The sequence below is a fragment of the Streptomyces sp. NPDC048461 genome (genome assembly GCF_055587105.1).
In genome coordinates this window covers 97936-110747 of the sequence record NZ_JBVJGW010000022.1, presented here as the reverse complement: position 1 = coordinate 110747, position 12812 = coordinate 97936, and the positions used below count along the sequence as shown (strand labels likewise).

Sequence of the window (12812 nt, the reverse complement as noted above, 5' to 3'; positions counted from 1 at the left end):
GTCCTCATCTCGGTTCAGGCGGCAGGGGGTCGGCCGGTGCGCGGCAGCAGTGCCGCGGCGGTCAGCCCGCCCAGGCCGACCACCGCGAGCGCCACCATGGCCGCCGCGTACGCGCCCTCGCTGAGCCCCGAGACCAGGATCGTGCCCGCGACGGCCGTGCCGAGGGAGGAGCCCAGGTTGGAGATGCTGCGCGAGAGGCCCGAGATCTCGCCCTGCTGCGTCTCCGGGAAGCACGACTGGACCACGTTCACCGACGGGGTGAGCATCAGGCCCAGGCCCAGGCCGATCAGGAGTAGGCCCGGGGCGAACGCCCAGGCACCGGGCTTCCAGGCGACCAGGACCAGCAGCACCGCGATGCCGGCGCTCGTCGTGACGAAGCCCGCCATGATGAGGGTGCGCTGTGCACGGCGCCGGGCGAGCCTCTCGGCGGCCAGCGAGGTGGCGAGGATGCCGAGGGTCGCGGCGGTGAAGATGACGCCGGTCTCGATCGCGTCGTACCCGCGGACAACCTGCAGGTAGGCGGCGACGGTGAACGAGACGCCCATCAACATCAGCCACTGCGTGTTCTGGGTGATCAGGCCGAGGTTGGAGGTGCGGTTGCGGAACAGGTCCGTCGACAGCAGCGCCTCCCGGCCGGCGCGCTCGCGTCCGCGCACCCAGGCGAAGAAGCCGACCAGCACCAGCGCACCGGCCAGCAGCAGGCCGAGCGCCAGCCAGCCGTTGTCGTCGACCGCCAGGATGCCGGTCACCAGCAGGACCAGGCCCGCCGCCGACAGCACGGCACCCACGGTGTCGAAGGGCTGGGCCGGGTCGGGCGGCAGCGGATCGTCGATCTTGCGGCTGAGCAGCGCGATCACCACGATCACCAGCGCCTGGAACACGAACGCGGCCCGCCAGCTGATCGCGCTCGTGATCAGCCCGCCGATCAGCGGACCGGCGGCCGCCCCGATCCCGCCCAGAGCCATGATCGCGCCGAACGCACGCGCCCTCGCCGCCGTGCCCGTGAACAGCAGCGTGGTCAGGATGTAGACGGGCGGGATCAGCAGCGCCGTGCCCACACCCTGCAGGATCGAGTTCCCGAGGATCAGCACGCCCAGTCCCGGCGCGACCGCGCTGAGCAGCGCCCCCACCCCGTAGATCACCAGCCCGGCCAGCAGGCAGCGCTTGCGCCCCCACTTGTCGGTCAGCTTTCCGCCCGGGATCATCAGCGCCGCCATCACCAGCAGGAAGATCGTGATCGCGACCTGGACACCCTGCACGGTGGTGTCCAGGTCCTTGCTGATGTCGTTGATCATCACGTTCATGTTGGAGCCGGCGAAACTGCAGATGAACTGCGCCAAAGCCAGCGGGACGAGCACGCGCCGCGCCCCCGCACCCCCCTCGGCTCCCGGCGCCGCCGTACCCGTCATGCCGCCACCTGCCCATCTGCCGGTTCCGGTGTCCTGAGGAACTGCGGCCTCGTCCGCGAGCAGCCCGGCACTGACGGGCCGTCGTTGCCGGCACGACCGTCGCATATCCCGCCGCCGGGGGGCCGAAGGCGCGCAGCGCCGGCCGTACGGGCGCCGACGAAACGGAGCTCCGCCTGAAGCGGGAGTCCGGGACCACGGCCTGACCGGGCCGGCCCGGTCACCGACGCCGCCGTGGGCGTGGGCGGGGGCGCTCCGGCGCGGTCAGGCCTCGGGCCCGGGGTCCGGCGCCACGGTCTGCGCGCGCTTGGTGACCACCGCGGCAGCCGCCAGCGCGCTGCCGGTGAAGGCCAGCGCGAGCATCCAGGACCGGTCGAAGGTGTGGCCGGTGGCGTGGTCGAGGGAGTACCTGCCCGCGCCGGCGAGGCCGATGGCGGCCGCGGTGAACCCGAGGAAGGCGGGGTACTCGAACCCACCGCCCTGGGCGAAGAACCCGGCGGGGGCGTGCACGGCCACCGCTCCCGCCATGGCTCCCGCCGCCGCGGCTCCGGCGGCCGGGGTGGCCAGGCCGAGCACCAGCAGCGCCCCGCCGCCGGCCTCCCCGAGACCGGCGGCGACGGCGCTGTGCCGCCCCGGGGTGAACCCCATGTGCTCCATCGCGGCCGAAGTCTGCTCCAGGCCGCCGCCGCCGAACCACCCGAACAGCTTCTGCGTACCGTGGGCGATCAGGACCGCCCCGGTCCCGGCCCGCAGCGCCAGCAATGCGAGGTCACGTCGGTTGATGCAGCTCATCGGAGTCTCCCTGGGGTCGGCCGGACACGAATCGACTCCTCCATCCGTATCCACTGCGGGCGCCGCGGACCCCGAACCCGCCCCGGATCCGCCGAACGGAGCCCCCGGACGAAGGCGCGGGGGCACGCAGCGCCCGGGCCGCGCACCCCGGAGGGGCCGCCGCCTCGGGGACCACATCCGCGGGTGCCCTGCAGGGCTCCACGTCAGCGGGCGCCGAGCACACCCGTGAGCACCAGGACGCCCATCACGGTCATCGCCGTGCCCACGATCAGGGGCATCACCCGGGCGAAGACGGGGTGCGCCGCGTTGGCCCGGCCGAAGACGTGGTCGGGTTCCGCCGCCTTGCGGGCGAGGAAGCCGCTTCCGCCGAGCACCACCAGCCCCATGACGATCGCCGCCACCCCCACCAGCACCTGCTTGTCCACGTGTCCTCCCCCTCGCCCGCCGCACCGCACCGGTCACGTACGGGCCCGGGGCCGTGCGGCGGCTCCGGGGCCCGCTGGAGTCCGTATGCCTCCGTAACCGCGGTCGAACCGCGGTCGAACCGCCGTCGAGCCGCGGAGCACCGCCGGAGCACCGCCCGTCGCTAACGTCCCGGGATCACGGTGTTGCCGGTGACCGTGCCGTCCGCGCCGGACACGGTGACGGCGTGCCGGACGCCGTCGGGTCCGATGACGACCGCCGCCCACGCACTGCCGCCGCCCTCCTGACCGACCACCCGCAGGCTCTCCACCGTGCCGCCGCTGACCGCTCCCGCCGCCTTGCCGGCCGCCTCCGCGATCCCCAGCGACGGCAGCGGCGCCGGAGCCGCCTTCGGCAGCGCCGGTCGCGGGCCGCCGTCGCCGGACCCGTCGTGCGGCACCGGTACACCCCGCTCGGTCCGCTGGTGCCGCTCGCCCGCGCGGTACTCGCCCGGGCCCGGGCCGGCGCGCCGGGCGCCGTCCTCGTAGGAGAGCCGGAACTCGCGCGCCCCGACGGGGCGACGGTCGGAGTGCCGGTCGGCGACGGCCACCCCGGCGACCGCCGCACCGCCGGCGACGATCACCACGGCGGCCCCGAGCGCCGCCCAGCGGGCTCCCCTGCCCCGGGGCACCAGGCGGACCAGCCCCTTCCGGCCCCGGAAGCCGGCTCCGGGACCGTGTTCGCCGGGGGCGCGCTCCCCGGGACCGTGTTCCCCGGGGACGTGCACGGGCGGGGGCTCGGTGGCGCGTTCGGGCTGCTGCGACGGCGGGACGGACTCGGACATACCTGTGACTCCTCAGGACACCACCCGGGCACCGCGCCCGGTCGTGCAGAGCGTGCGGAGCGCACCCTGAAGCCCACCTGAAGCCGCCTGAAGACCCCTTCAGCCGGCGCGCAGCCGGGCCTGAGACCCTGTTCGGCATGCGCGTACTGGTGGTGGAGGACGAACGGCGGCTGGCCGTGGCACTGCAGCGGGGCCTCCAGTCGGAGGGCTTCACCGTCGACGTGGCGTTCGACGGACCGCAGGGGCTGTGGATGGCCACCGAGCACGCCTACGACCTGATCGTCCTCGACATCATGCTGCCCGGCCTGAACGGCTACCGGGTCTGTGCCCGGCTGCGCGCGGCGGGCAACGAGGCGGGGATCCTGATGCTCACCGCCAAGGACGGGGAGTACGACGAGGCGGAGGCCCTGGACACCGGCGCCGACGACTTCCTCTCCAAGCCGTTCTCCTACCTCGTCCTGGTCGCCCGCCTCCGCGCGCTCGGCCGCCGCACGGGTCGACGGAGCCCGCAGGTCCTGGAGTTCGGCGACCTCGCGCTCGATCCGGCCCGGCACGTCTGCTCCCGCGCCGGTACGGAGATCAGGCTGACGGCACGGGAGTTCGCCGTCCTGGAGTACCTCGCCCGGCGGCCGGGCGAGGTGGTGCCCAAGCGGGAGATCCTGGAGCAGGTGTGGGACAGCGCCTTCGACGGCGACCCCAACGTCGTGGAGGTCCACGTCAGCGCGGTGCGCCGGAAGATCGACGCCCCTTTCGGCCGGTGCGCCCTGGAGACCGTGCGCGGCGCCGGATACCGGCTGGCGGCCGACGGTGGCTGACCACGCGACCGGTAGTGGCCCCCGCACGCCGCGCCCGGGGCTCCGTACGCTCGGCTTTCGCGTCCCGGGGCTCCGTACGCCGCGCCGCGTGCTCCGACGGCTGCCGCGGCAGCGCTGGTGGCCGGCCACGGTCCGGGCCCGGGCCACCATCGGGGCCACCGCCGTGGTGGCCACGGCGCTGGCCCTGGCGTCCTTCGCCCTGGTCGGGCTGCTGGAACGGGACCTGCTGCGCAACGCGGAGAACGACGCGCGGCGCCAGGCCGAGTCGGTGGCCCGGCTCGCGGCCGTCGGCAACCTCGGGAGGGTCCGGGCCCCCTCCCCCGGCGTCGAGTTCTTCCAGGTGGTCTCGGCCGACGGCCGCGTCCTGCTGTCCAGCCCCAACATGATCGGGGCTCCCCCGCTCGCCACCGCCGGAACGATCCGCCCGGGCACCCGTCTGCGCACGAGGAACGTCGTCCCGCTCGCGGACGGGCACCGCCACCGCGTGGCCCAGGTCGTCGTCGACACACCCGACGGGATCGTCATGGTCTACGCGGGCGCCTCGCTGCGCGACGTCGACGCCGCCGACGACACGACCACCGCCGCGCTGGCCCTCGGGGTGCCGCTGCTCCTCGCCACCGTCGCCCTCGTGACCTGGCGGGTGACCGGCCGGGCGCTGCGTCCGGTCGAGGAGATCCGCGCGGAGGTCGCCGCGATCTCGGACCGGGACCTGAGCCGGCGGGTTCCGGTCCCGGACACCCGCGACGAAGTCGCCCGCCTGGCCGAGACGATGAACGCCACGCTGGACCGGCTGGAGGCCTCCGGGGTCCGGCAGCGGCGGTTCATCGCCGACGCGTCCCACGAGCTGCGCAGTCCCGTCACCGTGCTGCGGACGCAGTTGGAGGTGGCCCTCGCCGTCCGCGACCCGGAGCTGTGGCCCGAGCTGATCGGCGGCGCGCTGCAGGACGTCGAGCGGCTCCAGCACCTCGCGGCCGATCTCCTGCTCCTGGCCCGGATCGATGCCGCCCAGCCCGTACCGGCCGTCCCCCTTGACCTGACCGCTCTGGTCCGGGACACCGTGGCGGCCCGGGCCGGCGACCGGGTCGGGGTCCGTACGGACCTCGCCTCCGGGATCCGGGTGACCGGCCACGGACCGTGGCTGACCCGGATCGTCACCAACCTCCTCGACAACGCACAGCGGTTCGCCGAGGGCCGGGTGGACGTCGTCCTGCGTGCGTCCGACGGGCCGCAAGGGCGGACCGCCGTCCTGGAGGTCGTCGACGACGGGCCCGGCATACCGACGGCAGAACGGGAACGGGTCTTCGAGCGGTTCACCCGCCTCGACGACGCGCGGAGCCGCGACGACGGCGGGGCCGGCCTGGGGCTGGCGATCGTCCGGGACCTGGCGGCCCACCACGGCGGCTCGGTGACCGCCGAACCGGCGGCCCGCGGCGCCCGGCTCGTCGTCCGCCTCCCGGCGCACGACCGCCTCCCGGCGCAGGGTCCCGGCCTGCCGCCTGACGGCCTCGGCCAGCCGACTGCGTGACCCGGCCGGCCCGCGGCACGCGCCCGGGTCAGGCCGTCTTTCGGATCATGGCGGGCGGCCCCCGGCCTGTGGCGACGTCGTCCCGCGGCACGGAACGGCGCCCGGCCGGACCGGTATGCACAAGCGGTGCGCGTGCGCACCACCCCGGACCCGCCGGCGTGGCCGACTTGCGGCCGGAATGGTTCGGGAATTTCGTTCGAATGCAATTCCCGCGTTCGATCGAAACACCCCGGACCACGGACTTCTCCGCCGTCACCGAAGCGTGCGGGGCCACCGCGAATCATCCGCGTGTCGACAATGGCCCGTATTCGTTCCTCCGGTCCGATGAACTCCAACGAAACTCCGGAAAACGCGAGTTGGACGCCGTTATGCTCGCCCACCGGTCATAGGAATCCCCCCTTTCGACGGTTCGAGGAACTTGATGGCGCAAGAAAACTTCCGACGCAAAGCCGCCCGCTCGGAGACAGGGATAAGCCGGCTCCTGCCCGCGATCGCGGCCGTGGCCGTCGCCTCCCTCGCCGGGGCCCTCATCACCTCCTCGGGCCCCTCCCGGACCGCCTGGGTCGCCATCGGGACCGCCTGCACCGTCGTGGCCCTCTGCGAGGCGCTGCGCCGCGGCCGGGCCATGGAGGCACAGCGCGACCAGGTCGCCGCCCTCCACCACGCACTGTCCCGGCAGGAAGCCGAGACCGTGCACCTGTCCGAGGTCGTACTGATCGAGGCCATCGAGCGGCTCCGCAAGGGCGAGTTCCCCGAAGAGGTGCTGAACTCCCTAGGCGGCCGCGGCGGGTACGGCAACCGGTGGGGCAACGACCCCGCCCTGACCCCACAGTTCAGAGCGGCCCTGCAGAGCGTGCTCGCCCGGGTCGTCGACGCCGTCGACGCCGAGGAGAACCTGCGCGACTCGGCGCAGCGGGCCTTCGTGAACATCGCCCGCCGGGTACAGGCGATCGTCCACCAGCAGGCCCAGGAAATGCGGGAGATGGAGGACCGGCACGGCCGCAATCCGGACGTGTTCGGCGACCTGCTGCGCCTGGACCACGGCACCGCCCTCGTCGGACGGCTCGCCGACTCCATCTCCGTCCTGGGCGGGGCCCGCCCCGGCCGCCAGTGGAGCAGGGCGGTGACCCTGTACAGCGTCCTGCGCGGGGCGATGTCGAGGATCATCGACTACCAGCGGGTGGAACTCCACTCGGTCTCCGAAGTCGCCGTCGTGGGACCGGTGGTGGAGCCGCTGATCCACGCGCTCGCAGAGCTGCTGGACAACGCCACCCGTTACTCCCCGCCGCACACCCGCGTCCACCTGACGGCCGTCGAGGTCCAGTCCGGCATCGCCGTGGAGATCGAGGACGGCGGGGTGAACATGAGCGAGGAGGCCCGCAAGCGGGCCGAGCAGATGCTCGCCCAGGCCCAGACCGGCATCGACCTCAACGACCTGGGCGAAACGCCCCGGCTCGGCCTCGCGGTGGTCGGCCGCCTGGCGCAGGCGTACGGCTTCCAGGTCGCCCTGCGCTCCTCCGCGTACGGCGGGGTCCGGGCAGTGCTCATCGTGCCGCAGGACCTGATCACCAGCGCCTCGGCCGCGACCGGTCTGGCCCACGGCATCGGCGCCTCCTCCGGTCCGAGGGCCGCGGCCCCCGCGCCGCGGGAGCACCCCGCCGACCATCCCGCGGTGCGCGCGCCGGCCGCCGGTCCGATGGGGCCCGCCAGGTCCCGGCCGGCCGTCGAGGAAGAGACCGTACGGGTCGCCGAGCGCACCGCGGGCGGCCTGCCGCAGCGGCGCCGCAAGGACCGTGCCAACACTCCGGACGCCCCGTTCGCCGCGGCGCCGCGGACCGCGCCGGACGCGGCTCCCGGCATGTGGCTGGAGGCCTTCCACAGCGGTTTGTCCGGCCTGCCCGGCCAGGGCGGCGAAGACCCGTCGGGCACAGCGACCAAAGGGACGTAAGCAGTGATGACACAGCGAAGCAGCATGGACTGGATGCTCAAGGACCTGGCGGCGGGGGTGCCGCAGACGCGGCACGTGATCGTGCTGTCCGCCGACGGCCTGTGCGTGGCGCAGTTCGGAGCCGAGACGGACACGGCCGACCGCCTGGCGGCGGCCTGCGCGGGCCTGCAGAGCCTGGCCGGGGCCGTGGCCGCGGAACTGCCCCATTCCAAGGGGCGGATGCGCCTGGTCGTCATCGAGATGGACGGCGGGTTCTTCTACCTCATGGCCGCGGGCGACGGGTCCTACCTGGCCGTCCTGGCCGACGAGGGCGTGGACGCCGGCCTGATGGGGGCGCAGATGCGGGCCCTCGTGAGCCGGATTGGAGAGCACCTGAGCAGCCCGCCCCGACACGACGGGCAGCTCGCGTGAGGCAGCCGCCGCCCAGCTGGGAGGAAGCCAGCCCGGAACGGCTCTACGTCATCACCGGCGGCCGCAGCGGGCCGACCAGCACCACCCGCATCGACCTCGTCACCCTGGTGGTGGCGAAGGCCGCGGCCCGGCCCGGGATGCAGCCGGAGCACGCCGCGATCCTGCGGATGTGCCACGCGCCGCTGTCGGTGGCCGAGATCTCCGCGTACGCCGGCCTGCCCGTGAGCGCGGTCACCGTGCTGGTCAGCGACCTGCTCACCGAAAAGCGGGTGTTCGTGCGACCGCCGGTGCCCGCCGCCCAACTTCCCGACCTTGCTCTGATCGAGGCAGTGATCGATGGACTACAGAAGCTCTGACGCGCCCGCCGGGCCCCGGAGCGAGGACATACTCCCGCAGTCGGCGGCCGCCGCCGTCAAGGTCGTCGTCGTGGGCGGCTTCGGCGTCGGCAAGACGACCATGGTCGGTGCGGTCAGCGAGATCAAGCCGCTGACGACCGAGGAGACCATGACCAAGGCGGGTGTCGGTGTCGACGACACGAGCGGCGTGGCGCGCAAGACCACGACGACGGTGGCCATGGACTTCGGCCGCATCAGCATCAACGACGAGCTGGTGCTCTACCTCTTCGGCACGCCCGGCCAGGAGCGCTTCTGGTTCCTGTGGCGCGGCCTCTTCGAGGGCGCCCTCGGCGCGGTCGTGCTCCTCGACACCCGCAGGCTCGAAATCAGCTTCGACGTCATCGGCCGGCTGGAGGAGCGGGGCGTGCCCTTCGTCGTGGCCGTCAACTCCTTCCCCGACGCGCCCGAGCATCCGGTCGAAGAGCTGCGCCAGGCCCTCGACCTCCCCGCCGCGGTCCCGATCCTCGCCTGCGACGCCAGGCGGCGCGACTCGTCCCGCGACGTCCTGCTGACCCTCATGCGCTACCTGCACTCCCAGGCAGCAACCCCGGAGGCAATGTGAGCACCAACCCGATCCCGCCGCCCCAGTGCCCGGCCCACGCCCCGGCGACCCCGGGAGGCCTGCGCCGGCTGCACGGGCCGGAGGCGGAAGCCGACCCGATGGGCCTGTACGAGAAGCTGCGGGCCGAGCACGGCCCGGTGGCCCCGGTCCTGGTCAGCGGGGACCTCCCGGCCTGGCTGGTCCTCGGCCACCGCGAGAACCTGGACGTGGCCCGCACCCCGACGCGGTTCGCCCGAGACCCGCGGGTCTGGCGGGATTTGAAGGAGGGTCGGGTCCCCGCCCACACCCCGCTGGGCCCCATGGTGACCTGGGTGCCGGTGTGCAACTTCACCGACGGCCCGGTCCACGAGCGGCTGCGCGGGGCGGTCGTGGAATCGCTGCAGCGCTTCGACAAGCGCGGCATCCGTCGCTACGTGACCCGTTTCGCCAACCAGCTCGTCGACCGGATCGCCGCCGACGGGCACGCCGACCTGGTGTCCGCCTTCTCCGACCAGCTCCCGATGCTGGTGATGACCCAGCTCGTCGGAGCGCCCGACGAGCACGGTCCCCGCCTCGTCAACGCGGCACGCGACATGCTGCAGGGAACCGAGACGGCCCTGGAGAGCGACCGGTACGTGACAGCCACGCTCGAGCAGCTCGTCGGCGAGCGGAAGACCAAGCCGGCCCGCGACCTCGCCTCCTGGCTGCTGGAGCACCCCGCGAACCTGAGCGACACCGAGGTGCTCATGCACCTGCGGGTGGTGCTGATCGCGGCGTACGAGACCACCGCCAACCTGATCGCCAACACCCTGCGGACCGTGCTGACCGACCGGCGGTTCCGCGCCAGCCTCTCCGGCGGCCACCTGACCCTGCCCGACGCACTCGAACAGGTCCTGTGGGACGAACCGCCGATCAACACGATCATCGGGCGCTGGGCCACCGGGGACACCCTGCTCGGCGGACAGCAGGTCAAGGCCGGGGACATGGTCCTGCTGGGCCTGGCCGCGGGCAACGCCGACCCGCAGATCCGCCCCGACCCCGACGCGTCCGTCCACGGCAACCGCTCGCACCTCGCGTTCAGCAGCGGACCGCACGAGTGCCCCGGGCAGGACATCGGCCGCGCCATCGCGGACACCGGCATCGAGGTGCTGCTCGACCGCCTGCCCGACCTCCAGCTCGCCGTCCCCGCGGACGACCTGCGCTGGCGCGGCACCCTGATGTCCCGTCACCTGCTGGCGCTGCCGGTGCGGTTCGCCGCCCGCCCCGTCCAGGACGCGGGCGAGTACCCGTACCCGTACCCGGAGCAGCCCTCCGGCCATCCCGCGCACGTCCCGGTCCCGCCGCGGCCCGTGACCGGGCCGGCCCACGTACCGGCCCAGCACCGGCGCAAGTCCAGCTGGTGGCGGCGCCTCATCGGCCTCGGCTGACCGGAACCCGGGCCCGCGCCGGCCCGGATCGCGAGGGCTCCGATCCCCAGGGCCCCGGCCGCTGCCGGCCGGGGCCCTCGGCGTTCCTCAGGCGTGCTCCTGGTCCCACCACCGGGCGAGCGCCGGCAGCGGCGGCGGCCCGGTACCGGCGTGGCTGGGCACCTCGGCGTACCGGACCGTGAACCGCGCCCCGGGTACGGGGAGTTCGTACCGGTTGCGCGGGCTGGCGTACCGGGGCGCCCGGCTCTGCCAGGCGATGCAGCCCGCCACGTAGTGGCCCAGCGCCTCCAGATGGCGGGCGAGGGGCTCGTCGGCCCCGTCGGCGAGCCGGGCCCGCAGCCTGAGGAAGAGACCCAGTACCCGGTCGCGCAGGGCCACGGCGAGCGCGACCGCCTCGGCCGGCGGGCAGCGCTGCTCGTGCGCGATGACGTTGACCAGGTTCACCTCCCGCGGCTCCAGGTGGTCGTCCTTGTCGTAGGAGAACAGGTCGTTGTCGGCGCTGACGACGAAGCCCGCCGCATCGGTCAGCGCCTGGAGGGCCGGCCCGTGGAGCGTGTCCGCCGGGAGCCGGACCCGGCCCGCGACGTCGGACCAGGTCAGGGAGAAACGGGTGCCGTTCGCGAGCCCTCCCATGGCGACGAAGTCGTTCAGCGCGGGCATCGTCCCGCGCTCGGCCTGCGCGGCCTGCCACGCGGCCCCGAGCAGCCAGTCCCGCGTCCCCTCGACGAACCTGCGGAGCTCGAACGGGCTGAGCATGGCGTGGGTGCGCCGCACCAGGTCCGCCAGGGCGCGGGTCGCGGGCCCGTCCGGCAGGACCCCCGCGCCGGGGTTCTCCAGGGTCCGCAGGAGCCGTACGCCGTGGTCGGTGACCGCGGCCGTCCGCACCTCGGCGGCCCCCGAGTCCTGCCAGTCGTCGACCGCGTTGGCCCAGTAGTTCCACTCGGTGAAGAGCAGGACCGCCTCGGTGTCGCCGCGGGGAACGATGCGGCAGGAGAAGTCGGCGCTGTGCGTGGCCAGTCCCCAGGCGCGCTCGACCGGGTCGGGATAGAGGCCGAACGCGTCGAGCCACCCGACCGCCCGGGCCTCCACCTCCTTGGCGTCGGGGTGGACCAGGTCACGCTCCAAGGGGCAGTAGAACGGCGGCAGTTCGACTCCGAGGCGGGACGGGCGCACCGGCTTGCCGATCTCCACGGCTCAGCCTCCGATCCGGAAGCGCAGCAGCCGCGTCTCCATCGCGTGGTCGCGCCAGATCCGGAAGAGTTTGCTGTGCACGATCGTCGATTCCCCGAGCCGCTCGGCGGTCCAGGTCGACGGCGGGGCGCCGGCGCGCAGCCGGTCGAGTTCGGCGGTGTTCCACGCCATGGACTGCACCCAGAACTCCGCCACCCGGTCGGTGACGTCCTCGTCCTGCTCCAGTTCGAATCCGGCCGCCCGGGCGGCGGCCAGGTACTCCGCCCGCGTCCCCAGCCGCGTCCGGTAGTAGCCGTCGATGAACGCGCGCGTCTCGGGACGCACCACGAAGTGCTCCTGGATCCCGAACCACCCGCCGGGCCGCAGCGCCCGGGCAACGACTTCGAAGAGCCGGGCGCGGTCGGTGTAGCCGCTGCTCTCGTTCGCGTAGGCGGCGTCGTACGCGTGCGTCTCGTCCAGGTCGTGCACGTCTCTCAGAACGGGCGTGACGCGGTCGCCGACCCCCGCCTGGGCCGCGAAGCGCGAGACGATCGGCACGTGTTCGGCGGCGATGGTCAGCCCGGTGACGGAGGCACCGTGCTCCTGGGCCCAGTAGAGGGAACTGCCGCCGAGGCCGCAGCCGATGTCCAGCATCCGGCGCGGAGGCTTCTCGTACGCGCCCCACGAGCGGGCGGCGTGCTCGACTATCGCCTCCTGCGAGTCGACCATGCGCTGCTTGAGTTCACCCTGGGCCACGGTGGTGTACGGGTGGGCCCCGGGCGCGAACAGTCCCATGTGGAAGTGCACGCGCGGACCCGGGCCGTACTTGTACAGGATGTCCTTGGTCTTACGGCTGTAGTAGAGCCGCACCTTGTCGTCGTCGCTCACGGACTGACCGCCGCCTAAGGACGATACGAATGGTGAAACGCTCATGTGATGTCCGCCCCTTCGTGGCGTAGGGCTGCCAGGGCGCGCTGCGCCGCCGCTTACCGCACGCACCGCCCCGGCACTCTGTTGAAGCACGGATCATCGTGGCACTTCTCCTGCTTCGCGTCAGCCCACCCGGACAGCACAAGTCTCGGGATTCCGCGAAGAAAGCATTCTCTTGACGCTCCGGCGTGCGCCGGCGCGCACCG

At 73.5% G+C, this 12812-nt stretch carries 13 protein-coding genes; 7 read left to right on the top strand and 6 right to left on the bottom strand.

Going from position 1 to position 12812, the window contains the following annotated elements; genetic code table 11:
- Window positions 1-14: 14 nt before the first annotated feature.
- From ACZ6S8_RS30280 to ACZ6S8_RS30265, 4 genes are all read right to left on the bottom strand, one after another.
- A complete protein-coding gene (locus ACZ6S8_RS30280) occupies window positions 15-1409 on the bottom strand; it encodes an MFS transporter (RefSeq protein ID WP_469460603.1) in 1395 nt (464 codons plus the stop codon).
- Window positions 1410-1670: 261 nt separating this feature from the next.
- The gene (locus ACZ6S8_RS30275; RefSeq protein ID WP_469460602.1) at window positions 1671-2198 is read right to left on the bottom strand and encodes a DoxX family membrane protein; all 528 of its coding nucleotides are present in this window, start codon (window positions 2196-2198) and stop codon (window positions 1671-1673) included.
- 203 nt (window positions 2199-2401) lie between these two features.
- Window positions 2402-2623, bottom strand: a complete 222-nt coding sequence (locus tag ACZ6S8_RS30270) for a hypothetical protein (RefSeq protein WP_469460601.1) — start codon at window positions 2621-2623, stop codon at window positions 2402-2404.
- Window positions 2624-2784: 161 nt separating this feature from the next.
- On the bottom strand, window positions 2785-3444 hold the full coding sequence (locus ACZ6S8_RS30265) for a hypothetical protein (protein ID WP_469460600.1): 660 nt from the start codon (window positions 3442-3444) through the stop codon (window positions 2785-2787).
- 137 nt (window positions 3445-3581) lie between these two features.
- On the opposite strand from ACZ6S8_RS30265, the gene ACZ6S8_RS30260 reads away from it, so the two are divergent.
- The 7 genes from ACZ6S8_RS30260 (at window position 3582) to ACZ6S8_RS30230 (ending at window position 10506) form a co-directional block, all read left to right on the top strand.
- On the top strand, window positions 3582-4259 hold the full coding sequence (locus ACZ6S8_RS30260) for a response regulator transcription factor (RefSeq protein ID WP_469460599.1): 678 nt from the start codon (window positions 3582-3584) through the stop codon (window positions 4257-4259).
- Window positions 4260-4347: 88 nt separating this feature from the next.
- Window positions 4348-5784, top strand: a complete 1437-nt coding sequence (locus ACZ6S8_RS30255) for a sensor histidine kinase (protein ID WP_469460598.1) — start codon at window positions 4348-4350, stop codon at window positions 5782-5784.
- Between the two features lie 421 nt (window positions 5785-6205).
- Complete coding sequence (locus ACZ6S8_RS30250; RefSeq protein ID WP_469460597.1) at window positions 6206-7732, top strand: sensor histidine kinase; 1527 nt, start codon at window positions 6206-6208, stop codon at window positions 7730-7732.
- Between the two features lie 6 nt (window positions 7733-7738).
- Window positions 7739-8143, top strand: a complete 405-nt coding sequence (locus ACZ6S8_RS30245; RefSeq protein WP_383919524.1) for a roadblock/LC7 domain-containing protein — start codon at window positions 7739-7741, stop codon at window positions 8141-8143.
- A complete protein-coding gene (locus ACZ6S8_RS30240; protein ID WP_469460596.1) occupies window positions 8140-8499 on the top strand; it encodes a DUF742 domain-containing protein in 360 nt (119 codons plus the stop codon). Before ACZ6S8_RS30245 ends, ACZ6S8_RS30240 begins: the two co-directional genes overlap by 4 nt.
- On the top strand, window positions 8480-9100 hold the full coding sequence (locus ACZ6S8_RS30235) for a GTP-binding protein (RefSeq protein ID WP_386529296.1): 621 nt from the start codon (window positions 8480-8482) through the stop codon (window positions 9098-9100). Before ACZ6S8_RS30240 ends, ACZ6S8_RS30235 begins: the two co-directional genes overlap by 20 nt.
- Window positions 9097-10506 (top strand): cytochrome P450, encoded by a 1410-nt coding sequence (locus tag ACZ6S8_RS30230; RefSeq protein WP_469460595.1) that lies wholly within the window; start codon window positions 9097-9099, stop codon window positions 10504-10506. Before ACZ6S8_RS30235 ends, ACZ6S8_RS30230 begins: the two co-directional genes overlap by 4 nt.
- Window positions 10507-10593: 87 nt before the next feature.
- On the opposite strand, the gene ACZ6S8_RS30225 is transcribed toward ACZ6S8_RS30230, so the two are convergent.
- Window positions 10594-11697, bottom strand: a complete 1104-nt coding sequence (locus ACZ6S8_RS30225) for a terpene synthase family protein (RefSeq protein ID WP_469460594.1) — start codon at window positions 11695-11697, stop codon at window positions 10594-10596.
- A gap of 3 nt (window positions 11698-11700) precedes the next feature.
- On the bottom strand, window positions 11701-12564 hold the full coding sequence (locus ACZ6S8_RS30220) for an SAM-dependent methyltransferase (protein ID WP_469460593.1): 864 nt from the start codon (window positions 12562-12564) through the stop codon (window positions 11701-11703).
- Window positions 12565-12812 lie beyond the last annotated feature (248 nt).